Annotated in this window: 23 protein-coding genes and 1 pseudogene; 11 read left to right on the top strand and 13 right to left on the bottom strand. The window is 71.1% G+C overall.

Annotated elements, in window-relative coordinates; translation table 11 throughout:
• Nucleotides 1–155: 155 nt before the first annotated feature.
• The 3 genes from AB0P18_RS11365 (at nucleotide 156) to AB0P18_RS11355 (ending at nucleotide 2,237) form a co-directional block, all read left to right on the top strand.
• A complete protein-coding gene (locus tag AB0P18_RS11365) occupies nucleotides 156–1,226 on the top strand; it encodes a hypothetical protein (RefSeq protein ID WP_363360104.1) in 1,071 nt (356 codons plus the stop codon).
• A 24-nt stretch (nucleotides 1,227–1,250) separates the two neighbouring features.
• Nucleotides 1,251–1,559 (top strand): hypothetical protein, encoded by a 309-nt coding sequence (locus AB0P18_RS11360; protein WP_363360103.1) that lies wholly within the window; start codon nucleotides 1,251–1,253, stop codon nucleotides 1,557–1,559.
• A gap of 426 nt (nucleotides 1,560–1,985) precedes the next feature.
• On the top strand, nucleotides 1,986–2,237 hold the full coding sequence (locus tag AB0P18_RS11355) for a hypothetical protein (protein ID WP_363360102.1): 252 nt from the start codon (nucleotides 1,986–1,988) through the stop codon (nucleotides 2,235–2,237).
• A 12-nt stretch (nucleotides 2,238–2,249) separates the two neighbouring features.
• Here the strand turns inward: AB0P18_RS11355 and AB0P18_RS11350 are convergent, their stop codons facing one another.
• Nucleotides 2,250–2,693, bottom strand: a complete 444-nt coding sequence (locus tag AB0P18_RS11350) for a VOC family protein (protein ID WP_363360187.1) — start codon at nucleotides 2,691–2,693, stop codon at nucleotides 2,250–2,252.
• Between AB0P18_RS11350 and AB0P18_RS11345 the strand changes: the two are divergent.
• Nucleotides 2,635–3,093 (top strand): annotated as a pseudogene (locus AB0P18_RS11345) (alpha/beta hydrolase); the annotation flags it as partial. The gene AB0P18_RS11350 and the pseudogene AB0P18_RS11345 sit on opposite strands and share 59 nt — an antisense overlap.
• Nucleotides 3,094–3,132: 39 nt before the next feature.
• Here AB0P18_RS11345 and AB0P18_RS11340 read toward each other — a convergent pair.
• Genes AB0P18_RS11340 through AB0P18_RS11320 form a run of 5 tightly spaced genes read right to left on the bottom strand, consistent with a single transcriptional unit; the run spans nucleotide 3,133 to nucleotide 7,991 of the window.
• Nucleotides 3,133–4,164, bottom strand: coding sequence for an alpha/beta hydrolase (locus AB0P18_RS11340; RefSeq protein ID WP_363360100.1), 1,032 nt, complete (start codon nucleotides 4,162–4,164; stop codon nucleotides 3,133–3,135).
• Nucleotides 4,165–4,223: 59 nt separating this feature from the next.
• Complete coding sequence (locus tag AB0P18_RS11335; protein WP_363360099.1) at nucleotides 4,224–5,597, bottom strand: FAD-dependent oxidoreductase; 1,374 nt, start codon at nucleotides 5,595–5,597, stop codon at nucleotides 4,224–4,226.
• A gap of 11 nt (nucleotides 5,598–5,608) precedes the next feature.
• On the bottom strand, nucleotides 5,609–6,664 hold the full coding sequence (locus AB0P18_RS11330) for a polyprenyl synthetase family protein (RefSeq protein WP_344055492.1): 1,056 nt from the start codon (nucleotides 6,662–6,664) through the stop codon (nucleotides 5,609–5,611).
• Complete coding sequence (locus tag AB0P18_RS11325) at nucleotides 6,661–7,413, bottom strand: demethylmenaquinone methyltransferase (RefSeq protein ID WP_344055878.1); 753 nt, start codon at nucleotides 7,411–7,413, stop codon at nucleotides 6,661–6,663. Before AB0P18_RS11325 ends, AB0P18_RS11330 begins: the two co-directional genes overlap by 4 nt.
• Nucleotides 7,413–7,991, bottom strand: coding sequence for a hypothetical protein (locus AB0P18_RS11320; protein WP_344055493.1), 579 nt, complete (start codon nucleotides 7,989–7,991; stop codon nucleotides 7,413–7,415). The genes AB0P18_RS11325 and AB0P18_RS11320 overlap by 1 nt, the downstream gene beginning before the upstream one ends.
• Nucleotides 7,992–8,088: 97 nt before the next feature.
• On the opposite strand from AB0P18_RS11320, the gene AB0P18_RS11315 reads away from it, so the two are divergent.
• Genes AB0P18_RS11315 through AB0P18_RS11300 form a run of 4 tightly spaced genes read left to right on the top strand, consistent with a single transcriptional unit; the run spans nucleotide 8,089 to nucleotide 11,913 of the window.
• Nucleotides 8,089–9,357: an isochorismate synthase gene (locus tag AB0P18_RS11315; RefSeq protein ID WP_363360098.1), complete on the top strand. Its 1,269-nt coding sequence runs from the start codon at nucleotides 8,089–8,091 to the stop codon at nucleotides 9,355–9,357.
• Nucleotides 9,354–10,598, top strand: a complete 1,245-nt coding sequence (locus AB0P18_RS11310) for an amidohydrolase family protein (protein WP_363360097.1) — start codon at nucleotides 9,354–9,356, stop codon at nucleotides 10,596–10,598. Before AB0P18_RS11315 ends, AB0P18_RS11310 begins: the two co-directional genes overlap by 4 nt.
• Nucleotides 10,595–10,915: a TIGR04076 family protein gene (locus AB0P18_RS11305; RefSeq protein WP_363360096.1), complete on the top strand. Its 321-nt coding sequence runs from the start codon at nucleotides 10,595–10,597 to the stop codon at nucleotides 10,913–10,915. Before AB0P18_RS11310 ends, AB0P18_RS11305 begins: the two co-directional genes overlap by 4 nt.
• Entirely contained in the window at nucleotides 10,912–11,913 is a 1,002-nt protein-coding gene (locus AB0P18_RS11300; protein ID WP_363360095.1) for an LLM class flavin-dependent oxidoreductase, read from the top strand. Before AB0P18_RS11305 ends, AB0P18_RS11300 begins: the two co-directional genes overlap by 4 nt.
• 2 nt (nucleotides 11,914–11,915) lie before the next feature.
• Here AB0P18_RS11300 and AB0P18_RS11295 read toward each other — a convergent pair whose 3' ends face one another.
• From AB0P18_RS11295 to AB0P18_RS11280, 4 genes are all read right to left on the bottom strand, one after another.
• Nucleotides 11,916–13,586 (bottom strand): DUF885 domain-containing protein, encoded by a 1,671-nt coding sequence (locus tag AB0P18_RS11295; protein ID WP_363360094.1) that lies wholly within the window; start codon nucleotides 13,584–13,586, stop codon nucleotides 11,916–11,918.
• A 118-nt stretch (nucleotides 13,587–13,704) separates the two neighbouring features.
• Nucleotides 13,705–14,568, bottom strand: a complete 864-nt coding sequence (locus AB0P18_RS11290; protein ID WP_363360093.1) for a PPK2 family polyphosphate kinase — start codon at nucleotides 14,566–14,568, stop codon at nucleotides 13,705–13,707.
• Between the two features lie 26 nt (nucleotides 14,569–14,594).
• On the bottom strand, nucleotides 14,595–16,388 hold the full coding sequence (menD, locus tag AB0P18_RS11285) for a 2-succinyl-5-enolpyruvyl-6-hydroxy-3-cyclohexene-1-carboxylic-acid synthase (protein ID WP_363360092.1): 1,794 nt from the start codon (nucleotides 16,386–16,388) through the stop codon (nucleotides 14,595–14,597).
• A gap of 2 nt (nucleotides 16,389–16,390) precedes the next feature.
• A complete protein-coding gene (locus AB0P18_RS11280; protein ID WP_363360091.1) occupies nucleotides 16,391–16,858 on the bottom strand; it encodes a PLD nuclease N-terminal domain-containing protein in 468 nt (155 codons plus the stop codon).
• Between the two features lie 98 nt (nucleotides 16,859–16,956).
• Here AB0P18_RS11280 and AB0P18_RS11275 point away from each other — a divergent pair, with 98 nt between their 5' ends.
• Nucleotides 16,957–17,289 carry a DUF4229 domain-containing protein gene (locus AB0P18_RS11275; RefSeq protein WP_344055502.1) on the top strand — a complete coding sequence of 111 codons (333 nt, stop codon included), beginning with the start codon at nucleotides 16,957–16,959 and terminating at the stop codon, nucleotides 17,287–17,289.
• Here the strand turns inward: AB0P18_RS11275 and AB0P18_RS11270 are convergent.
• The 3 genes from AB0P18_RS11270 to AB0P18_RS11260 form a co-directional block, all read right to left on the bottom strand.
• Nucleotides 17,245–18,225, bottom strand: a complete 981-nt coding sequence (locus AB0P18_RS11270; RefSeq protein WP_344055503.1) for a 1,4-dihydroxy-2-naphthoate polyprenyltransferase — start codon at nucleotides 18,223–18,225, stop codon at nucleotides 17,245–17,247. The two genes, AB0P18_RS11275 and AB0P18_RS11270, sit on opposite strands and share 45 nt — an antisense overlap.
• A gap of 41 nt (nucleotides 18,226–18,266) precedes the next feature.
• Nucleotides 18,267–19,421, bottom strand: a complete 1,155-nt coding sequence (locus AB0P18_RS11265) for an AMP-binding protein (RefSeq protein WP_363360090.1) — start codon at nucleotides 19,419–19,421, stop codon at nucleotides 18,267–18,269.
• Between the two features lie 103 nt (nucleotides 19,422–19,524).
• Nucleotides 19,525–20,424, bottom strand: a complete 900-nt coding sequence (locus AB0P18_RS11260) for a 1,4-dihydroxy-2-naphthoyl-CoA synthase (protein ID WP_363360089.1) — start codon at nucleotides 20,422–20,424, stop codon at nucleotides 19,525–19,527.
• A gap of 70 nt (nucleotides 20,425–20,494) precedes the next feature.
• On the opposite strand from AB0P18_RS11260, the gene AB0P18_RS11255 reads away from it, so the two are divergent.
• Both AB0P18_RS11255 and AB0P18_RS11250 read left to right on the top strand, forming a co-directional pair.
• Complete coding sequence (locus AB0P18_RS11255) at nucleotides 20,495–21,037, top strand: hypothetical protein (RefSeq protein ID WP_363360088.1); 543 nt, start codon at nucleotides 20,495–20,497, stop codon at nucleotides 21,035–21,037.
• Between the two features lie 2 nt (nucleotides 21,038–21,039).
• Nucleotides 21,040–23,802 carry an ATP-binding cassette domain-containing protein gene (locus AB0P18_RS11250; RefSeq protein ID WP_363360087.1) on the top strand — a complete coding sequence of 921 codons (2,763 nt, stop codon included), beginning with the start codon at nucleotides 21,040–21,042 and terminating at the stop codon, nucleotides 23,800–23,802.
• Nucleotides 23,803–23,809: the final 7 nt, after the last annotated feature.

Here is a 23,809-nt window from a genome sequence, read left to right as displayed (position 1 = left end):
ACCTCGCGTCAACCCCGTTTTCATGTGGCGGGGATGGTGGCCGCAAGCGCGCGGCGAGCGGCCACCAGCGCGAGAACAGGACCGCCCCGGCAGAGGGGGGTGCGCAGCTCTTCGAGCTGCCGGGGCGGTCCGCCCTCCACACCTAGGAGCATGACGTGAGCATCAAGATCAAGTGGCTGAGCGACGACGACGACGCCACCCGGGGCGCGCGCCGCGTCCGTGATTCCCTCGCGGACGTCGCCGACGAGCTCGAGGGCGTCGACGACGAGGCGAAGCGCACAGAGCGCACCCTCGCCGACACCTTCGATGACGTCGAGCGAGACGCCTCACGGGCCGGACGCAAGATCGGCACCGATCTCGACGACGGATTCCGGAAGGCCAGCAAGGGCGCGGACGAGTTCAAGCAGGAAGCGAACAGCGTCGCACGAGAATCCGCGGCCTCATTCGACGACTCGGCCGAGTCGATCGGCGACGCCTTCCAAGAGGTCGCGGCGAACGCCTTCGGCGGATTCGGCCCAGCCGGCGTCGCCGCGGGCATCGCAGCCGCCGCCGGTCTCGGCGTCGCGATGCAGGCAATCACCGAGCAGCAGGAAGCCGCGGACGAGCTGAAGCGCCGACTCACGGGCGCATACCTCGCCGCCGCCGAGGAAGGCCGCGCGTACCTCGACGAGGCGCAGATCCAGGGCGAGGCGACCCGCCTACTGTTCGAGGACCGCGACAAGCTCAAGCGCGAGGCCGCGTCCATCGGCGTCGACGTCATCACCCTCGCCCGCGCGTACGCCGGCTCCGAGGAAGACGTTAACCTCGCCATCGAGGCAGGCAACACCGCCCTCAGCGATCGTAGGCAGACGCTCGTCGACCAGGTCGGCGTGCAGGGCAACCGTCTCGCGATCGCCGACGAAGAGTCCAAGCAGATCGGCCTTATCAACGACGCTCTCGCCGAGCAGCTGACATGGCACCAGCAGAACAAGGAAGCCGCGAGCGACGTCGTCAAGATGAAGCGCGACGAGGAAGCCCAGACCCAGCGCGTACGCGACGCCGACCAGGAGCGGTGGGAGGCGTACGCATCGAAGCGCGCCGAGGCCGTCGCACAGGCAGCAACCCCGATCGTGCAAGAGGTGCAGATCAAGGTGAACTCACGCGAGTGGGACAACTGGAAGCCCAACCCGAAGACCGGCGTCATCATGGCAGAGGTCAACTCCCTCAACGGCAGGCGCCTCGAGTGACGTTGATCCGCGAGACTGTCGTTCATGACTGAGCCCCGTGATCTGCCGCCCGCTGACTTCGCCGAGATGGTGCGAGCCTCGATCGGCATCCTCACCGCGAAGATCGCCCACGACGACGACGCCGTGCACATGCAGCTGCAGGCGATCATCCGTGAGCAGGGTGACCTCTCGCAGGGGGACGTGGGTGTGTTCGCCGCACGTATGGCGAAGCAGGTCGAGGCCGCCACCCTCGTCGCCTGGACCCTGCTCAAGTCCCTCGCACCGAGAGCCGAGATGACCGAGGAAGAGATGAACCGGGTGCTCGCGCAGATCGCCGCCGAGTACGAGCGCTAATCGCCAACGACCATCGATCGCCCGGATAGCGAGACCGCGGCTTTTCTCTAGCCGCGCATCCGCTCGGGACACGTTCGTGACCGACGTTTTTGTGTGTGCATAGTCCGACATTGGTGTGACATTCGCTATCAGGAAACGAGGGTCGATCACGGATTAGCGGCCTACTCCCGCATGGGATCGCGGCCGGCGCGGCGTCCCCGGCGGGCGGCGGTGTGACATTCGTCCGACGTTCGTCCGACACCGCCCGTCAGTCCGCACAGAGTCCGCAGAATTGCCCATCGACCCCACGAAGGGCCAACGGAGCACCACGTCAAGAACCGCGTGATTACGCGGATTCCCACCGGGTGCAACGGTCGGCAATCACGGGTGTGCGATTCACCAACTACCGCTGACCCGCTTGTCCGCGCCCGCCGCTATCGTGCGGGCATGAGCGATCTGCGACTCGTCGAACTCGACGCGGACAATCTCCCGGCGGCCGTGCGTATCCCTCCTGCGGTGGGCGAGAAGGCCTACGTCGCACCCGTGGTCTTCTCGATCGCCGAGGCCTACGTGACTCCGACGGCATGGCCGCGGGTGATCATGGACGGCGACGAGGTCGTCGGGTTCGTGATGGCGAATTGGGACCCCGACAAGACCGGCGAGCTGTTCGGCGAGACGGTCGGCACGCTCGCGGTGTGACGACAGCGCGCCCTATTCGTACGTGTCCGTCCAGGCGGCGATGTCGACGCCGTGATTGTCCGGCGACGCGAGCGACCACCACGCCGGGGCGTTCGTGTCATCGACGAGTCGCCCACCTGCTGCCAGCGCCGCCTCGACCCGTGCCTGCGCCTGGTCGGCCGGGACGAAGACATCGAAATGGGTGCGCCCCCGCGAAGGGGCGTCTCCGCGGATCGGGTTGAAGGCCAGTTCAGGGCCGCGCCGAAGCGGATCGATGGCGTCCGGCCGATCAGACCGGAATCGGTCGCATCGTCGTCCATGCCGTCTCCTCCGTGCTCTCTGGTCGCCCACCCTAGGTTCCGGTGACCGCACCCTAGCGACGGGATCGACGCCGGAGATCACCTCATCCCCCGCGTCCGCATCGCTCGAGCCGGGGATGCTGGCCCAGGGCGTCCCGCAGGAAACCTTCGACGGCATCGCGGCTGCGGCCAGGGCAGACCGGTTCGCCTGGTTCACCCGGTTCTACAAGGACTTCTACAACCTGGACGAGAACCTCGGATCCCGTATCTCCGAGGAGGCCGTCACGGCGAGCTGGAACACCGCGACCGGCAGTGCACCTGTCGCCGCCTACGCCGTCGTGCCCGCGTGGATCGAGGACTTCTCCGCCGACGTCGCCGCGGTGCGCGAGAGCGGCAAGCCCGTGCTCATCGCGCACGGAACCGCCGACAACATCCTGCCGATCGACGCAACCGGACGCCCGTTCCATTCCGCCCTGCCCGAGGCCGAGTACCACGAGATCGACGGCGCCCCGCACGGCATGCTCTGGACGCACGCCGCGGAGGTCAACGCGGTTCTGCTTCCGTTCGTGCAGAAGTAGCCCGCCCGTCACTGAGCCGCCGCCCGCTCGGGGGGCGGCTCAGTCGTATGTTCCGGGTGCGAGTGGAAGCCGGGACGTGCCGAGGCTGCCCATCACCCAGCGATCCATCCGCTCGTACGCGGTGTCGCGCGCCTCAGGTCGGGACAGGAACACGTCGTGCAGGGCGCCCGGGATCCGCTCGATCGTCACGGAGTCGCCCAGCTTGAGCGCCGCGCGCGCGATGTCGTCGACCACGAGCACACTGTCGGTCCGGGTGAGCTCGTCCGACCAGCGGGCGGGGACGGCGGACTTCTGAGACAGGAGCACGCACACCGGCGCACTCACGTGCAGTCCTGCGGCGACCTTCGCGTGGCCGGCCAGGATCGCCGCCAACCAGCCGTGGTGCACGGCCATCGTCTGCTCGGGGCGCCACTCCGGGTTCACATCGAGCTCACGGCCCGCCGCCTCGCGCTGCGCACGCGCGTAGAAGCCCATGTCGACCTGCGGCAGGGTGCCGAGCGGTCGCAGCCGGGACTGCAGCTCCACGACGGGTGCTACCGCCCCTCGCACGACCCCGAGCTGGAACTCCAGCCACGGGCTGTTCAAGATGAGCGCGGCCGCGGCGTCCGGATGATTCGAGGCCCAGATGCTGAGCGTGAGCCCGCCGGTCGAGTGGCCGATTAGCACGAGCCGTCGCCCGGTCGGCGCGCCGTCGCCCAGGCGACCCATCGCGATCAGCGCGGCGGCGATGTCCTCGTCGTATGTCGTCAGGTCGGCGATGTAGCCCGGAGTCTGCCCCGGGCGGATGCTGCGACCGTACTTGCGGAGATCGAGGGCGTAGAAGTCGGCTCCCCGATCGTTCCAGTAGCGCGCAAGGCTGCGCTGGAAGAAGTAGTCCGACCAGCCGTGGACGTACAGGACGTCGACGTCGTGCAGCGGCCTCCGGTCGCCGAGCAGGTTCGCGAAGACCGAGTGGCGCGCGAGTGATCGCACGAGCGTCGCGACGACCGGTCCTTCCGAATCCTCGCCGAGGTCGAGGGTGAGCTGCTCGAACGGATCGCCGAGAACATCCGCGACCCAGTCATGCGCCATCGCGCCAGCCTACCGGCGGCCCTCAGCACGGCATCCGTCCCGTCCCCGGCCGCGCGGGGTCACTCTCCGCGCGAGACCCGCACCATCTCGTCGCGCGGTACGACCTTGATGCGCGCACGCTCGTGCGGCGCACCGAGGGCGACCTCGTGCTCGTCGAGCCGGTGCCAGCCGTCGAGGTCGGTCCAGCGCACGCCGCGCTCGGCGAGAAGTGCGGGGATCGCTTCCTCCGACGGATCCGCCGGCTGCCACCAGGATCCCTGGTCGTTGATGAGGTGGCGCACCGTCTCCATCGCATCCGACTTCGTGTGCCCGATCAGGCCCACGGGCCCGCGCTTGATCCAGCCGGTCGCGTAGACGCCCGGCACGCGGTCGTTCGAGTCCTTGCGCAACGCCTGGCCTTCGTGGTTCGGGATGACGCCGTGGCGCTTGTCGAACGGGATGCCGGGCAGCGGCGAACCGAAATAGCCGACGGCCCGGTACAGGGCCTGGATCGGGACCTCACGGATCTCGCCGGTGCCGATCACCCCGCCCTCGCCGTCCGGCCGCGTGCGCTCCCAGCGGAACGCGGACACGCGGCCCTCGGCATCCGTGACGACCTCGAGCGGCTTCGCGTAGAAGTGCAGGTGCAGGCGACGGGATGCCGTCCCTCCGGCGTTGTTGACCGAATCGCGCTTGCGCCACGACTGCAGCACACGGTCGATCACCATGACCTGCTTGTTGCTCGCGATCGCGGCGCGCGACGCGTCGTCGTAGTCGAAGTCCTCGTCGTAGACGACCATGTCGACATCACGCAGTTCGCCGAGCTCACGAAGCTCGAGCGGGGTGAACTTCACCTGCGCCGGACCGCGGCGCCCGAACACGTGCACATCGGTGACCGGCGAGGCCCTGAGGCCCTCGTATACGTTCTCGGGGATCTCGGTGGGCAGCAGGTCCTCCGCGTGCTTGGCGAGCATGCGGGAGACATCCAGCGCGACGTTGCCGTTGCCGATGACCGCGACGGATGCCGCCTCCAGAGGCCACTCGCGGGGCACGTCGGGGTGACCGTCGAACCAGCTGACGAAGTCCGCGGCCCCGTAGGACCCCGTCGCCTCGATGCCGGGGATGTCCAGCGAGGAGTCCTTTGTCGCGCCGGTCGCGAAGATCACGGCGTTGTAGTGGCGCTTGAGGTCTTCCAGCGTGATGTCCTCGCCGAATCGCACATTGCCGAACAGGCGAATGTCGCCGCGGTCGAGAACTTCGCGCAGCGCCGTGATGATCCCCTTGATGCGGGGGTGATCGGGGGCGACGCCGTAGCGGACGAGGCCGTACGGAGCGGGGAGCTGCTCGAACAGGTCGATCGACACGTCGAACTTGCGTTCAGCTTTCAGCAGGATGTCGGCGGCATAGATGCCCGCCGGTCCTGCACCGACGATGGCCAGCCTGAGCTTGGTCATGTGGTGTCCTTTCAGGAGGAGCGGTCTGCGACGGCCTGGGCGAAGCGTGTGAGCGCCTCGCGGACGGCCCCGTCCGGCAGGGGCGCGAGCGCCGCGATCGCCTCGTTCGACCAGGCGTGGGCGAGGTCGAGGGTCGCCTGCGTGGCGTCGTGCCGGCGGAGATCGGCCAGTTCGTCGTCGAGGATCGCGGGGTCCTCCCCCGCGGAAATGCGCTCGACGCCCTCGTCGATGCGCTCGCGGAGGGCGATGGAATCGGCATCCGTCCGCTGTCCGAGCACGAGGTACGGCATCGTCGGAACGCCCGCCCGCAGATCCGTGCCGGGCACCTTGCCGGTCTCGTCGGGATCGGCGGAGAGGTCGATCACGTCGTCCAGCAGCTGGAACGCGACACCCACCTTCTCGCCGAAGAGCACGAGCGGCTGCTCGAATTCCTCGGGGGCGTTCGAGAAGATCACGCCGGACTGGGCAGCCGCGGCGATGAGCGACCCGGTCTTGTCCGAGAGCACCTTGAGGTAGAACGCGGCGCGGTCCTCCCCTTCCTGCGGGCCCACCGTCTCGTGCATCTGGCCCAGCACGAGGCGCTCGAACGTGTCGGCCTGCAGCCGGATCGCCCGGTCGCCCTGGCGCGCCATGATCTGGCTCGCGCGTGAGAACAGCAGGTCTCCGGTCAGGATCGCGACGCTGTTGCCCCATACGGCGTGGGCACTGGGAACACCGCGGCGCTTGTCCGCGGCATCCATCACGTCGTCGTGATACAGCGTTCCGAGGTGGGTCATCTCCAGCGCCGTCGCGCCGAGGACGACGTTCTCGTTCGCCCCGTCGCCGAGCTGCGCGGTGATGAGGGCGAGCATCGGCCGGACGCGCTTGCCGCCCGCCTCGTAGAGGTAGCGACTCGCCGCGTCGGCGATCTGGTCGGTCATGCGCAGCTCTTCCGCGAGCACGCGGTCGACCTCGATCAGGCCCGCATCGACGGCCTTGCGGAGCTTGCGGGAGCGGGGACCGGCGAATGTGCGGTCGGTGAGGCCCAGCTTGCCCGCTACGCGCGAGCCCTGCGCTGAGGGAGTCACCCGCCCAGCCTATCGGGGGCCTTGGTGGCCCGGTGCAACGCGACGATCCCCATCGAGAGGTTGCGGTGCGCCACACCGATCCAGCCGACCTCGCGGATCCAGGTCGCGAGGGTGCGCTGGTCGGGCCAGTCGCGGATCGACTCGTTCAGATAGTCGTACGCGTCGGCGTTCGAGCTGACCGCTTTCGCGACGACGGGCAGCACGCGGTCGTTGTAGAAGCGGTACAGCCCCTCGAACGACCGCGACGGGGGGTGCGAGAACTCGCACACCACGAGCCTGCCGCCGGGCTTGGTGACCCGCAGCATCTCGGCGAGCGCCTTCTTCGGCTCGTTCACGTTGCGCAGCCCGAACGAGATCGTCACAGCGTCGAACTCGTCATCACCGAACGGCAGGGCGGTCGCGTCGGCTTCGACGAACGACAGATTGCGGATGCCGCCGCCCGCGGACCCCGCACCGTAGCGACGTCGGCCCTCCGCGATCATGCCCGGCGAGAAGTCGGCCGCGACGACCTCGGCGCCGCTGCGCGCGAGCGCGACAGAGCTCGCACCCGTCCCCGCTGCGAGGTCGAGGATCCGCTGGCCGGGCTTCGGAGCGACCGCACGCAGAGTCGCAGCCCGCCAGAAGCGGTCGTTGCCCATGCTCAGCACGGTGTTCGTGCGGTCGTAGTTCTTGGCGACCTGGTCGAACATGCCGCTCACGCGCGCAGGGTCCTTCTGCAGGTCGGCGCGGGTGTGCGGAGGTTCGGGGATCACTCCCCAAGTCTACGGTCGGGCAGATCCAGAGCGGCCAGGCGCCGGAGCCATCCGTCGGCGGTCGCATCGTCGAACGGCGGGGTGCCCGCCCGCACCTGTTGCTCCAGATCGATCGCGACGTCCTCGAGCTCGGTGACGATGTGCAGCGGGTAGCCGTAGGCGACGCGATGCTCGTCCCACTCGTCACGGTCATCGATCCAGATGCCGCGCCCATCGACGGCGCTGACGACGTCGAGATCCATGTCGATGCCGTAGGGACCGCGCTGTCCGTCGCGCTCCTCCCACCGCACGTCCCACCCGAGGTCGATGTAGATGCGGTACGTCGCCGGTGGTGCGACATTGACCGTGAGCGCGTACTGCCCGCTCGGCGGGATGAGCGTGACGTTGTCGCCGTCCACCTGGTAGTCGCGCTCCGGCCGGTGGCTGCGCCACCCCGCTCGCTGACCGACCCAGTCGCCCCAGCGGTCGCTGCCGAGGTAGACGCATTCGTGCACCCAGTGCGCGCTGCCGTCCCATTTGCGCCACCGGAAGAGCACGGGTGTGCCCGGGGCAGGACGGTCGGGTTCAGTGCTCATCACGGTTCAGCTTATGACCGGCTCCGGACGCCGTGGTGGTCCGCGGCCGAACGCGGGGGCACACCCCGGACCGCCCCGCCGACCCTAGGCTGGAGCGGTGACCGACCCGCGCCTCCCGCCCGCACCGCGGCTTCGGGTGGTGACCCGGGAGATCGACCCGCTCGAGGACGTGCTCTCCTACACCTCCCCCTCGCACCCGACCTACTGGAACCGTCGCGGCGACGTCATGGCCGCACTCGGCGAGACGACGAGCTTCATCGGCGCGGGTGGCCCCGCCGAGGCCGGCTTCGCGGACTGGTGGCGTGCTGTCGCGGCGGATGCCGAAATCGATGACCCGATAGGGCTCCCCGGCACCGGACTCATCGCCTTCGGCTCGTTCGCCTTCGATCCGCAGTCATCGGCCCGCAGCATCCTGAGCGTGCCGTGGCTCGTGGTGGGTCGCCGCGGCGGGCGGTCCTGGGTGACCCGCATCACGCACGTCGGCGACGACCTCAGCGACATCTCCCCCGCGCGCACCGAGTACGGTCCACACTGGTCGGCGACGCTCGGCCCCGGCGCGCTCGACCCGAGCGGATACCAGGATGCCGTCCGCGGCGGACTCGCCGCGATCGCGTCCGGCGAAGTCAGCAAGGTCGTCCTCGCCCGCGACCTCGCAGGGTCGCTCCCGGCGGGGTCCGACCTGCGGCGTCTGGCGCGTGCGCTCGCCACCGGGTATCCCGACTGCTGGACGTTCGCGGTCGACGGACTCATCGGCGCGAGCCCTGAGACGCTCGTCACGGTCTCGGGGGGAACAGTGACCGCGCGCGTCCTGGCCGGAACGACCGCCCGGGGCGCGGATGCGGATGCCGACACCGAGGCCTCGCTCGCTCTCGCCACGAGCGCGAAGGACCAGGACGAACACCTGTACGCCGTGCAGAGCGTGCTTTCGGCGCTGCGTCCGCACACGAGCGCGCTCGCGGCGAGCGAGCAGCCGTTCCTCCTCAAGCTTCCGAACGTGTTCCACCTCGCCACCGACGTGGAAGGCGACCTGAGCGGAGGCGCGTCAGCCCTGGATCTCGTGGCGGCACTGCACCCGACGGCCGCGGTCGCGGGCACGCCGACGGATTCCGCCATCGCGGTGATCCGCCGGCTCGAGCCGTTCGACCGGGGTCGCTATGCCGGCCCGGTGGGGTGGGTCGGCGCGAACGGCGACGGCGAGTGGGCGATCGCGCTGCGCTGCGCGCAGTTCGATCTCGAGGGGTCGTCGGGCGACGGCATCCCACTGCGCGCCCACGCCGGCGCCGGCATCGTCGCCGGGAGCGACCCCGAGTCCGAGATGCTCGAGACCCGCGTGAAGTTCCGCCCGATCGTGGACGCCCTCGCATGAGCGGTGCGGTGCCGTCCCTGCCGACCCGCGGTGATGCGGTGCTCGCGAACCTGCGCTTGATCGACGGCATCACGCCCGACGTGCAGGAGGGCCTCGCGATCGTGGTCCGCGACGGCCGCATCGCCGAGATCGTGCCGCAGGCGGACGCCGGTCCCGACGCGACCGACCTCGGCGGCGCGTACGTCATGCCGGGTCTGATCAACATGCACACGCACTTCTCGCTCTCGCTTCCCGGGCCGGGCGGCGACGAGGTCAGCGCGCTTGAGCCGCACGAACTCGCCCTTCACATGGCCGACGGCGCTCGCCGGACCCTGCTGTCGGGTGTGACCACCGTGCGGTGCGTGGCCGAGAAGGGGGGAGCGGACTTCGCGCTCCGCCGTGCGATCGAGGCGGGACATGTGCCGGGGCCGCGGATCTTCACCGCCGGCCGGGCGCTCTGCTGCACGGGCGGGCACGGCCACGACGCCGACGACACCGTGGAGTGCGACGGCGCGGACGCGTTCGCGCGCGGCGTGCGCAGTCAGGTCAAAACCGGCGCCGACCTCATCAAGCTCATGATCTCGGGCGGCATCGCCGGCGAGCACGAGCAGATCACCACTCCCCAGCTCACACGGGACGAGATGGCCGCGGCGATCTCCACCGCACACGCGTGGGGACGCAAGGTCACCGCGCACGCCGGTCCCGCCGCGATCATCGCGGAGGCGATCGAGCTGGGCCTGGACTGCGTCGAGCACGGCTACGAGCTGACGCCCGAGGTCGCGGCGGTGATGGCCGCGCGCGGTGTGGCCCTCGTTCCGACGCTCGTCGTGACGCGCGCGGGCGCGTTCTTCGACGACCTCGGCGTGCCGCCGTGGATGCAGGAGCGCTCGCTCGGCGCGGGACCCCGTCACCTCGCGTCCTACCGGTACGCACTCGAGGCCGGCGTCGACGTCCTGCTCGGCAGCGACATGCCGCCGTTCTGGGATTTCGAGGGCACGAGCGCCGTGGTGCGCGAACTCGAGCACATGCAGGCCGGCGGGCTGGCGGCATCCGGCGTCGTGCACGCGGCCACCGCCGCGCCCGCCCGATGGCTCGACGCGGACGACCGGGTCGGCGTCCTCGCCCCGGGCCGCTTCGCCGACCTGATCGCGATGCCCGCCGATCCCTCCGCCGACATCGCGGCGCTGCGCGGGATCGACCTCGTGATGAAGGGTGGGGTCGTCGTCCGCGACGACGCCGGCCGGACAGGGGCACGGAGATGACCGACGACCGGACCGAGCTGTACGACCTGAGCGTGATCGTCGAGCGCATCGAGGGGCGTTCGGTGTGCGGCCTGAAGGTCGGCGACCACATCGACCTCGTCGAGAGCAGCCGCCTGTGTCTCCCGGACGGCGGGCACTTCTGCCTGTACGCGCTGCAGGCCGTCCTCCCCCTGCTTCCCGCGAAGCAGCGGAAGCTGCCCCCCGGCGACTGGCTCGAGCGCGACGACCTGGTCGCCTGCCCCGATCCAGAAGAGCGTCTGATCATGCGGATCGTGCGGACCGGCATCCGCTCGATCGCCACGGACGACCTCACGTGAGCCGCGTCGAGGTCTCGCTCGGCCTGCAGACCGACAAGGCGCCCGGCTCGTACGCGCAGCTCGCCCGGCTCGCCGAGGACGTCGGCTTCGACGGCGTGAGCGTGTTCTCCGACCTGCTCTACCAGCCGCCGATCGGGGCGCTCCTGGAGATGGCGGGGGCGACCTCGCGGGTGCGGCTGGGGTGCGCGTGCTGGAACCCGTACACGCTGCATCCGTACGAGATCGCGGGTCAGTTCGCCGCGGTGGATGCCGCGTCCGCCGGCCGCGCCTACCTCGGACTCGCGCGGGGGTCGTGGCTGTCGGCGATCGGGTTGGACGATCCGAAGCCGATCGCGCACCTGCGCGACGCGGTCGGCGTGATCCAGGCGCTGCTCTCGGGCGAGGGCGCGGGGTACGAGGGCGAGGTGTTCCGCGTCGAGCAGGGTGTGCGGCTGCGGTACCCGGTGGCGCGGTCGCGCGCGCCGATCCTGATCGGATCGTGGGGCCCGCTCGGCATGTCCCTCGCCGGCGAGGTCGCCGACGAGATCAAGATCGGCGGCAGCGCGAACCCGGCCATGGTCGCGGTCGTGCGCTCGCGGCTGGCACGCGGCCTGGCGCGCGCCGGCCGGCCGTCGGATGCCGTCGGCGTCGTGCTCGGCGCGGTGACCGTCGTCGATCGCGACGGGGATGCCGCGCGAGCGCTCGCCCGGCGCGAAGTGGCGATGTACCTGGATGTGATCGCCGCGCTCGATCCGACCGTGGAGCTGCCCGAGGATCTGCTGCCGGCGATCCGCGCCCGACTCGCCGACGGCGATGACGCGGGAGCGGGCCGATTGATCCCGCGGGACGTGCTCGACCTGTTCTGCTTCGCGGGCACTCCGGCCGACATCGCCGCGCAGTGCCGGCTGCTGATCGATGCCGGCGTCGACCGCATCGAGTTCGGCACGCCGCACGGCGCGGAATCCGCCGAGGGCATCGCGCTGCTCGGCCGCGAGGTGCTCCCGCAGTTGCGCGACTGAGCTCAGGCGAGCAGTCGCGCTCGCAGCGGCTCGAGGCCCATGGGTCCGAGGGCAAGAGCCGCGCGGTGGAACTCGCGCAGGTCGAACGCATCGCCGTCCACCGTCGCGCGCGCGGCGCGGGCCTCGTCCCACAGCCGCGCGCCGACCTTGAACGCGAGCGCCTGGCCGGGCCAGCCGAGATAGCGGTCGACCTCGAAGCCCGCGAGGTGGGGCTCCACGAGGGCGAGATCGGCCAGCATCCGCTGTGCCAACTCGGGCGTCCACGCGGCGTCGGGAACGAGCGTGTTCGGCGGGACCGGCAAGTCGGTGTGCAGGCCGATGTCGGCGACGATCCGCACCGAGCGCCAGATCTGTCCGAGCAGCAGCCCGAGACGCTCGGCCGGGTCGCGGATGAGCCCGAGCTCGTCGGAGAGCTGCTCGGCGTAGTGCGCCCACCCCTCCGCATAGCCGTGGATGTGGCACAAGTGTCGTTGCCAGGGGTGCAGGTCCGGATCGGACGCGGTCACGACGAACTGCAGGTGATGGCCCGGCAGCCCCTCGTGGTGGACGCTCGTCACCTCCTGCCACGTCGCCGCGACCGGCACACCGCTCGGGATCGTCCACACGATCCGGCTCGGCGCCGAGCCGTCGGGCGGTGCGGGCGTGTAGTACACGACGCCGCTCGAGGCCTCTGCCACCACGCACTCGACATGACGGATGCCGGATGGCAGGTCGAACGCGCCGGCGAGGGCGTCGGTCGTCTCGGTCACGCGCTGCTCCAGCCAGTCCCGGATCGCCGCCACGCCGTCCAACCGATACCGGGGATCTTCATCGAGCTGTGCGGCGACGCTGCGCACCGGGTCGTCACCCGTGCCGCCCAGGTCGCGGGCGAGCGCGCGGGCTTCGGCGACCAGGCGCTCGAGCTCGCGCCAGCCGTACGCGTACGTGTCGGCGACGTCGATGCGGGCGCCGAGCATCGCGGCGGCGAGATCGGCGTAGACCTGCGCGCCCACGCCGTCTGTCGTCGGGGCGGCTGGCCGCAGCTCGACGCGAAGCACGTCGACGAGATCGGCGAGCGCGCCGTTCGCCCGGTCGGCGGAGGCACGCACGCGCGCGCGGATGTCGGAGTCCACGCCCTCGGCGATCGGGACCGAGCCGAACCAGTCGGCCTCGATCCACAGGTCGATCTGCTCGGCGAGCGTGTCGAGCTGCCGCACCGGTGCGACGCCGGTCCCCGTGAAGCGGGTGGCGTGGTCGCGCGCCCAGCGCAACGCCGCGATGTACTGCGCGACCCCGTCCGGCACGGCCTCCAGACGCTGCACGAGGCTCTCGCCGGCGGCATCCGGCGTCACCGTCAGCCCCTCGACGGCGTAGCGGATCAGGTGCACGGGGGTCGCGAGCCCGGCGACGAGGCGGGGGGTGAATCCGGTGTCGAAGAGGAGACGCTCGCGCTCGAGCCGCTCGGTGAGCGCCGCGCGCAGAGTCTGGTCGCCGGCATCGGTCGGCAGCGCCGCGAGTTCGCCGAGGACCTCGCCCTGCAGGGCGTACTTTCGCTGCAGCCAGTCCGGCCCGATGTCGGGGAGGGGCCGCGGATTCGGGAGGCCCGCCGCCTGCGCGGCGTCGGGTTCGTGCGTCGCGAGCTCCGCGACGTAGCGGTCGGCGATCTCACGGACGGCGTCGGTGCGGTGGCTCACCGACCCACCATAGGCACGACTGCAGAACTCCACGGAATCGCGTGAGGAATCGACGTGTGCGCGGTTCCCGACGCCTCCGGGGTGGCCGATCCGTGGAGTTCTGCAGACCCGCGCGCGCTCAGGTCGCCGCGAGCCGCGCCTTCTCGGCCGCGACGTCGAACGTCGCGACGGGCCACTGCGGGTCGATGCCGCGCAGAGCGCCCAGCAGGAGGTGCTGCACCGCGAGACGCGCGTACCACTTGCGGTTCGCCGGCACGACGAACCACGGCGCGTGCGCGGTCGAGGTGCGTTCGAACACGGTCTGATACGCATCCATGTAGTGCGGCCACCGTGCGCGCTCGTCGACGTCGCCCGGATTGTATTTCCAGTGCTTGTCGGGGCGGTCCAGCCGCTCCATGAGCCGCTCACCCTGCTCCTCGTACGAGATGTGCAGCATGACCTTGATGATCCGGGTCCCGCTGTCGGCGAGACGCTTCTCGAAGTCGTTGATCGCGCCGTAGCGCCGCTCGATCTCCTCGGGCGCGGCGAGGGCGCGCACCTTGCCGATCAGCACGTCCTCGTAGTGCGACCGGTCGAAGACGCCGATGAAGCCCGGCTGCGGGACGCGCTTCTCGATGCGCCACAGGAAATCGTGGGCGAGCTCTTCGGCGGTCGGTTTCTTGAACGCGGTCAGCAGCACACCCTGCGGATCCACCGAGCCGACGACGTGCCGGATGATCCCGCCCTTTCCCGCGGAGTCCATCGCCTGCAGCACGAGCAGCACCGAGGCGTCGGAGACCTCGCTGCGGCTCTGGGCATACAGCCGCTCCTGCAGTTCGTCGAGGTCGCCCGCGCCCGCGGCGAGATCCTGCGCCGCGGCATCCTTTTCGTCTGCGTAGCCCGGCGTGGAGTCGGGGTCGACGCCGGACAGGACGAATCCCTCGCGCACGCGCAGCAGATCGGCGACCTCGCCGGTCCAGTTCTTCTCGCTGTTCTGGGTCATGAAGCCCATCATGCCGAAAGCGAGGTTCAGCGCGGCAGGGGAACCTCGATGATCTGCCGCCCGCCGACGGGCGCCGTCAGCACCTGATCCAACGCGGCACGGGTCGTCACGCGGGTGTACTCCCATCCGTACGCCAGAGCGAGCTGCTCCAGCCGCGCGGTGTGCGGCGTGTACAGCACGCGATCCATCGCCTCATCCGACGCGACATCGCGCACCTCGAGCGAGTCGAAGATCGTGCCGCCGCCGTCGTTGCCGACGATCACCTGGAGCCGCGGTTCGGCCTCGGTCGGCGGCAGCAGCAGCGCGCCGACGTCGTGCAGGAGCGCGAGGTCTCCGAGCAGCACGCGCGTCACGCCCGGTCCGTCCTGGGACGCCAGCGCGATGCCGGTCGCGGTCGCGATCGTGCCGTCGATCCCCGCGAGCCCCCGATTGCTGTGAACCGGAACCTTCTTGCCGCCGAGCACAGTGTCGGCGACGCGCACGAGACGCGACGACCCGAAGAACAGCCGGTCGTGGGGCCACGTCGCCCGCCACACGGCATCCACGAGGGTCTGCCGGTCCAAGGGCGCGCGGATCGCCGCCATCTCGGCCTGGATCGCACCGAGCCGCTCGGCCGGGACGCCGGAGGCCAGGCCGTCGGCATCGGGCGCCGCCGGACTCAGATCGACGGATGCCGCGCGCGACGCCTGCACCCACGCACCGAGCCACTCCCGGTCCGCCTCCCCCACCTGCACCGCGATCGCATCGAGTGCCGTCGTCGAGCCGTTGAGGTTCAGCGGCTCGCCGGGTCCGCGCATCGCGAAGACCTCGATCTCGGGATCGGAGAGGAGCGCGGTCACCTCGCGGCTGAGCGTGGGGTGCCCGAGCACGACGGCGCGCTCGATGCGCCCGCCGAGCTGCGGATCCGCCAGCAGCCGCCGATATCCGTGCACGAGGTTCCGTCCGAACCGGGAACCGCTCACGATCTCGGCGATCAGTGGCCAGCCGCCGGCGTGGGCGAGGGTCTCGGCATCCGGTCCCGCGTCGGCGCCGGCGACGACGACCGTGCGCGGTCCGCGCGGCAGCACGAAGGGCAGCTCGTCGGGCTCGGCGGGCAGGTCGGCCTCGCCGATGCCGCCGCCGCCCTGATACAGGGCACCGGAGGCCTCCTCGTCCGCCGGTTCGTCCACCGGTGCGGCGTCGGGGTCGACGGTCACGGCGGCGTCCAGCTCGGCGACGGGTGTCACGAGCCACCCCGGGATCACTCCCCCGAGCGGCTCGCGGAACGGCAGATTCAGGTGCACCGGGCCGGCCGCGCGCGTCCCCTCGTCGAGGGCCGCGGTGACGGCATCTGCGGCGACCTGGCGCAGCATGAGGCTCTGCTCGCCGTCGCCGTCCGGATCCACCGCCTCCGGAACGGGCAGGTCCGCTTCAAGCCGTGTACTGGGCGTGAACATCCCGAGCTGGCGCGTGGTCTGGTTCGCGCCGACGCCGCGCAGCTCGGGCGGGCGGTCCGCGGTCAGCAGCAGCAGCGGGACGCCGGAGTGGTGCGCCTCGAGCGCGGCGGGCAGCAGATTCGCCGCCGCCGTCCCCGACGTGCAGATCACCGCCGCCGGCATCCCCGTCTCGCGGCCGATGCCGAGCGCGGTGAACCCCGCGACCCGCTCGTCGATGCGGACGTGCAGACGCACGGCGCCGAGCCTCTCGAGCTCGGCCGCGACGAGCGCGAGCGCCTGCGACCGCGAGCCGGGGCTCACCACGATGTGGCGGATACCGAGCTCGACGAACGCACCCAGCAGAGCGGCCGCAGCGTCGGTCGCCGGCGCGGAGCGGTCGTGCACGATCAGCCGACGGCGCCGCGCTGGCCGCGGGTGTCGTCGTCGCCGTCCGTCGGGCGCTCGGCGGACTTCGGCGGAGTCTCGGCTGTCGCCGGCGGAGTCTCGGGCGTGGCGGTCGACGCGCCGGGGCTGTTCCAGCGCGGATCGTCGTCCTCGGCATCCAGCATCGCCAGCTCTTCCTCCAGGCGGCGGATGCGCTCGTCCTGGTCGCTCAGCGTGCCGATCTTCTCGAGGAACTCCGGATCGTCGTCGGGCGCGCGGCGCGCGGCGATCGTGGAGTTGCGGACGCGGCCCACGGCGAACCAGAGCAACCCGCCGAGGACGGGGACGAGGACCACGATGAGGATCCAGATCGGCTTGCTCACGCCGCGGTGCCGGTTCGCGGGCTGCACACTGCAGTCGACGATGGTGTAGACCCAGAAAGCGGTCAGGACCAGCGCCAGAATGAGCAGCACCCGAGTCACATCTCCCATCCTAGGCGCGCTATGCCGACGCGGCCCCGTCCGGGCAGAAGGCTGTGACCGGACCGAGATGCGTTCGGCGTGAGTCTGCGCCGACCTACGATGGAACGGTGAAAGCCCGCTCCGCTCTCGTCTACACGGTGTTGAGGCTCCTGGCCTTCCTGGTGCCGTTCGGCATCCTGATGCTTTTCCCGGTGTTCCAGAGCCTGTACTGGCTCGCTGCGATCTTCGCGGCGCTGATCGGGTTGAGCCTTTCGCTGCTGTTCTTGCGCCGACCCTTGACGGAGGTCACGACGAGCCTCGCCGAACGGCGCGCGAAAGACACGTCGGCATCGACCGACGAAGAGGACGAGGATGCCGCCGCGGACGCGGTCATCGACCCGGCTCCGCCGACCGACTCAGCCGACGAACGCCCAGAGCAGGAACGCACCGTACGCGAGTGACGTGAGCGAGGTCACGCTCAGGGCCACGACGAGCTCGCGCGGCAGCCGGTAGGTCCAGACGATCAGGATCGCCGGAAGCGCTCCGAGCAGACCGAGCAATGCGAGCCACGCGATCGGGTAGAAGAGCCCGAGATACCCGGCGATCACGAACGGCACGAGTACGAAGACCGTGAACAGCACACGCGTGCCGCGGCGGCCGATCAGCACCGTGAGCGTGCGCTTGCCTGCCGCGCGATCCTGGTCGATGTCGCGCAGGTTGTTGGCCAGCAGTACCGCGCACGCGAGGAGCCCCGCGCCGACGCCGCCGAACCACGCCTCCTGCGGGACGGACAGCACCTGCACGAACGTCGTCCCGACCGTGGCGACGAGCCCGAAGAAGACGAACACGAACAGTTCACCGAGGCCGTAGTAGCCGTAGGGGCGCTTGCCGCCGGTGTAGAACCATGCCGCCGCGATGCAGACCGCGCCGACGAGCAGCAGCCACCACTGGGCGCTGTGGATCACGAGCGCGAGGCCCGCAGCGGCGGCGATCGCGAAGAAGATCCCGGCCGCGGCGAGCACCGCGCGGGGAGACGCCTTCTTCGACGCCGTCAGGCGTGCGGGACCCACCCGATGATCGTCCGTGCCGCGGATGCCGTCGCTGTAGTCGTTCGCGTAGTTCACCGCGATCTGCAGGCTCACCGAGACCACGAGGCACAGCAGCGCGAGCACCCAGTGGAACAGCCCGTCCACCAGGATCGCCGCGCCCGTGCCGATCAGAACCGGCGTGACCGCGAGCGGCAGCGTGCGCAGCCGGGCCGCGCCGATCCAGTCACCGACGGTCGCCTTCTCGACGTGCCGTGGATCGCGGGACACGTGGGCCTTCTGCGGATTGCCGCGGGGCGTGTTCTTGCGGGGAGCCGGACGCTTGCGCTTCTTGCTGGGGGTGCCTGCCACGAGCAGTCATCCTATGGCCTCGGTACCGGCGCGACCTGCGCTCAGTGGAACGCGGCGACCGCGGCCCTGACCGCCTCCCGGTCGGGCTTCCCGCTCGGGAGCGCGGGCACCTCGTCCACCAGAACGAGACGGGCCGGCCGCGCGTGCGCGCCGATCTCGGCGGCGACAGCGTTGCGGGCGGCCTCCAGCTGCGTGGACTCGCTGCGCCGGAGCGCCTCGCCGCGCGCCACGACGACCACGGACGCCTCGCCCCACTTCGGATCAGGCACCCCGACCACCACGGCGGACTGCAGACCCGGGATGCCGCGCACCACGTTCTCGACGCGGTCCAGCGACACGTTGATGCCGCCGGAGACGATCACGTTGTCGATGCGGCCACGCACGCGCAGCACGTCATGCTCGATCACTCCGACGTCGCCGGTGCGGTACCACCGGGTGCCGTCGCCGTCGCGGACGAAGGCTTCGGCCGTCCGCTCGGGAGCGCCGAGATACCCGTCCGCGAGCGTGGGCCCCGCGATCCGGACCTCGCCGTCCTCGATGCGCACGTTCACGCCGCGCAGCGGCACGCCGTCGTATACGCACCCGCCGCTGGTCTCCGTGGACCCGTACGTGCGGACCACCCGGGCTCCGGCATCCGTCGCCCGCTCGAGCATCGCCGCGGGGATCGCCTGCCCGCCCACGAGGATCGCCTCGAACGAGCGCAGCGCGGAGAGCACGGCGGAGTCGTCGGCGGCGGCATCCAGCAGCTTCGACAGCTGCGCGGGCACGAGCGACGTGAAGGCGGGTACGCGCTCACCCCGCACCGTCGAGACCATGGTCGCCGCGACCGCAGCGAAGCCCTGCGCGGTGAAGGCTCCGGTGAGCCAGGCGGGTTCGCGGTCGGCGACGACCGAGCGGACGAGCACCTGAAGGCCCGCGACGTACGTCGCCGGCAGCGCGAGCAGCCAGGTCCCGTCGCCGATGCGGTCGACGGTGGCCAGCGCGCTCGCCGTGAGCGCGTCCCGACTGAGCACCACGCTCTTCGGGACGCCGGTCGAGCCGGAGGTGGTGAGCACGACCGCCGTGCCGGCCGGCACCTCGGCGGGCGCGTCGCCGAAGAGCCCGAGGCCGAGGGCGGGACCGGCGCCGTGCAGCGCGCCGCGCACGGCGCGCAGGATCTCGCGCGGGTCCTGTCCCGTGACCGGTTCGAGCCTCATGGGCGTGCAGAACTCCGCAGATCCATGGGGCGAGGCCGCCCGGCAGGCACGAATCGCGGCTCCGCTCCGCGAATCCGAGGAGTTGTGCACACGGCGCCGCGCATCAGTAGTGCCAGGGGTACGGCGACCAGTCCGGATCGCGCTTCTCGAGGAACGAATCCCGGCCCTCGACCGCCTCGTCGGTGCCGTACGCCAGCCGCGTGGCCTCGCCGGCGAAGACCTGCTGCCCGACCATCCCGTCGTCCACGGCGTTGAAGGCGAACTTAAGCATGCGAATCGCGGTCGGCGACTTCGTCAGGATCGTCCGCGCCATCGCGATCGCCTCACGCTCGAGCTCGGCGTGCGGCACGACCCGGTTCACGGCACCCATCTCGTACGCGCGCTGGGCGGAGTACTCCTCGGCCAGGAAGAACACCTCCCGCGCGAGCTTCTGCCCGATCTGCCGGGCGAAGTACGCCGAGCCGTATCCGGCGTCGAACGAGCCGACATCCGCATCGGTCTGCTTGAAGCGGCCGTGTTCGGCGGACGCGATCGACAGGTCGCACACGACGTGCAGTGAGTGCCCTCCCCCCGCCGCCCACCCCGGGATCACCGCGATCACGACCTTCGGCATGAAGCGGATGAGCCGCTGCACCTCGAGGATGTGCAGGCGTCCGAGCGCGGACTGCGACGGGTCGCGATCGTCGCCCGTGTACTGATAGCCCGAACGCCCGCGGATGCGCTGGTCGCCGCCGGAGCAGAACGCCCAGCCCCCGTCCTTCGGACTCGGGCCGTTGCCGGTGAGCAGGACGACCCCGATCCGGGCGTCCTGGCGCGCGATGTCGAGCGCCCGGAAGAGCTCGTCGACGGTGTGCGGACGGAAGGCGTTGCGCACTTCGGGACGGTCGAAGGCGATTCTCGCGATCCGGCCGTCGCGCGAGACGTGCGCGGTGATGTCGGTGTACGCGTCGGACCCGGGGGCCGGCATCCATTCGTTCTCGTCGAACAGCTCGGAAACACTCACGCGCCCAGCCTACGCGCGGGGGTTACGTCATCCGGCGGCGGCCCGGGGCGCGCTCGCCTACGCTGATCCGGTGACTTCCGTGCCTCGTCTGCTGTCCGTGACCGCCGCCGCGCTGCTGGTCGCGGCCCTCGCCGGATGCGCCGACGGAGGGACAGCACCGCCGACCGCTTCCGCCGACATCGTGATCCCGGCGTTCGCGGGAACGTGCGAAGACTCCGAAGGCGTCACGGTGATCGTCGACGCTGCTGCGCTCGGCGACGCGGACGAGGCGTCGGCGACCTGGTGCGTGCCGACCGAGGAGACGATCGTCGGCTCTGATGCGCTCGACCTCGCTCGCATCCCGGTCGAGGGGACCGATGAGTACGGCGATCAGGTCGTCTGCCGCGTGGACGGCGTCCCTGCCGCCGATCTCGTGCTGACCGCGGAAGACGGGTCGGACTATCGCGAGGAATGCGCGTCGATGCCGGCCGCGTTCGCCTATTGGGCGCTGTGGGTCAAGCCCGCCGGCGGCGAGTGGGACTACGCGCAGGAGGGCCTGTCGACCCTTGCGCTCGAGCCCGGCGACACGCTCGAGCTCCTGTTCACCCTGAACGGCGAGCCCGCCTCCCCCTGAGCATGACCCTCCGCCCCGCACCGCTGAAAGCGGCGGCCGTCCTCGCCGCCGGGTTCGTCGTGGTGCGGGTCGTGTACCGCGTGCTGTTCCACGGGGCGGACGGGGCGGGACAGGTCGTGCTTCCGCTCCCCGAACTGCGTCTGCCTCCGCCGTTCGGGCATGTGGTGATGTTCGGGCCCGCCACGACGCAGGGCCTGTGGGATGCCGCTGCGAGCGCGATCCCGATCGCGCTCGTGATCCTCGTCTTCGGCCTGCTGAACGCGATCGTGGACATCTCGCGCCTGTTCGGGCGGGGTGCACGCGGCGGCCCCCTCCGCGGCATCGCCCGGACGCTCGCGGTGGCATGGGCGACGCTTCCCGCTCTGGTCGACGGGGTGCGCGCGGTGCGCTCCGCCCAGCGGCTGCGCGGCGAGCGGGCCCGGGTGCGCATGCTCGCGCCGCTGCTGCAGCGCACGCTCGAACGCGCGACCGCGGTCGCCGCGGCGCTCGAGCTGCGGGGGCTGGCGGGCGTACCGCGTGAGGGCGATTGCGCGCGTCCCGTCGTGGTGCGGGATGCCGAGATCGGGCACCACGGGCGCACGATCGTCCGTGCGTCGGACCTCCGGCTCGCGCCGGGGACGCTGACCGTGCTCACGGGACAGACGGGATCAGGGAAGACGACCCTTCTCCGCGCGCTCAGCGGAGTGCACCAGCACCTGGACGGCGGAACCGCGGCCGGCCTCGTCACCGTCGCCGGACACGACCGGTCGAACGTGCCGCCGCGCGACATGGCGCGACTCGTCGGCGTCGTGCTGCAGCATCCGCGTGAGGCGTTCACGACCGAACGGGTCTGCGACGAGATCGGTCTCTCGCTGAGCCTGCGCGGCGTCGCGCCGGAGATCATCCGCGCGCGGGTGGCAGAGGTCGCCGATCGCGTGGGGATCACCGCGCTGCTGGATCGGCGGCTGTCCGGGCTGTCGGCCGGCGAGGCGACGCTCGTCGCGGTCGCGGCCGCGATCGTCGAGCAGCCCGTCCTGCTGCTCGTGGACGAGCCACTCGCCGACCTCGACGTCGCCTCCCGGGCGCGGATCGTGGGTCTCCTCGCCGACCTTGCGCACCGGGCGGGCATGTGCGTCGTGGTGGCGGAGCACCGCGGAACAGAACTGGGTGGCGTGGCCGATCGATGGCTCACGATCACGGACGAAGGGCTCGTGATCGACGGTTCACCGGCATCCGCAGTGACCGACCCGGTGCGAACGCCCTCCCCGCCACGCGGAGACGTGGCCCTCCGGGCGGCGGAGCTGACCGTGCGGCACGGGGATCGGGTGGCGGTGCAGGGCGCCGCGATCGACGTCGCAGCGGGCGAGATCGTTGCGGTGGTCGGGCCGAACGGAGCGGGGAAGTCGAGCCTCCTGACCGCCCTCGCCCTGCCGGGGCGCGCTGAGGTCCACGCCAAGGGCGTCGTCGCGCTCGTGCCGGACGCCTCGGATGACCTCTTCCTCTGCGACACCGTCCGCGACGAATGCCGGCGCGCGGACCGGCGGGCGCACCTGCCGGTCGGGACGACCCTGGGCCGGTTCGCGCGGTTCCTCGACGCAGATGCCGGCAGCCGACCGCGGGCGGAGCAGCATCCGCGCGATCTCTCCGACGGCGAGCGCCGCGTGCTCGCCGTCGCTCTGCAGCTCGCCCGCGCTCCACAGGTGCTCATGGTGGACGAGCCGACCCGCGGACTGGATGCGCGTGCCCGCGATCTTCTCGCCCGCACCCTCGCCGACCTCGCCGAGGGCGGCACCGCGGTCGTGATCGCCACGCACGACCGCGCCTTCGCCGACGCGATCGCGCACCGGCTCCTGCCGATCGCCGGCGGGCGCCTCGGCGACCCGGTACCCCCCACCCCTCGATGCCGGATCCAGGCTGAGGGCATTCCGGTCGGTGCGCCCCTGGGTTCCGCGAGCGATGACAGCCCGGTGCGGAACCGGCCTGAATTCGGCATCGGGGGGACGCCGGTCGACCGGTCGCGGCTGCCGGTGATCGGCCTGCTCGCGGTGAACCTGGTCGCCCTGGCCGCTTTCGCATGGCCCCTCCTGGCTGCCGCGCTTCCCGCGCAGGCGCAGGCGGCTGCGCCGGTCATCGCGGTCGCGTTGGTTCCGGTGGCGGCGCTGCTGGTGCTCGCGCTGCTGGACGGCACGGTGCGCTCCGCGCACAGCCTCGCGCTGCTGGGCACCCTGGCCGCGATCGGTGCCGCGATCCGGATCGCCGGCACGGGCGTCGGCGGCGTCGAGGCGGTGTTCATCCTGCTGATCCTCGCCGGGCGGGCCTTCGGGCCGCGCTTCGGACTGCTCCTCGGCATCCTCACGATCGGCCTGTCCTCCCTCATGTGGGGCGGGATCGGACCCTGGACGCCGTTCCAGATGTTCGCGTGCGCCTGGGTCGGCGCGGGCGCCGGACTCCTCCCGCGGCTGCGCGGCAGAGCCGAGATCGGGATGCTGTGCCTCTACGGCATCGCCGCGTCGTATGCGTTCGGGCTCATCATGAACCTGTGGTTCTGGCCCTTCGCGGTCGGCGCAGGGGCAGGTATCTCGTACGAGGCCGGTGCACCGGTCGGGCAGAACCTCGCGAGCTTCCTCGTGTACACGCTCGTGACCTCGACGCTGACGTGGGACACCCTGCGCGCGCTGACGACCGTGCTCGGCATCCTGATCATCGGCCGTCCCGTGCTCACGGCTCTGCGCCGCGCGAAGCCCGTCACCGCGCCGACCGCGATCCCCGCGCCCGCGCTGCGCTGACCGCGAT

Source organism: Microbacterium sp. NPDC064584, assembly GCF_040687315.1.
GTDB lineage: Bacteria > Actinomycetota > Actinomycetes > Actinomycetales > Microbacteriaceae > Microbacterium > Microbacterium lacus.
This window is presented reverse-complemented; position numbering and strand designations above follow the sequence as displayed.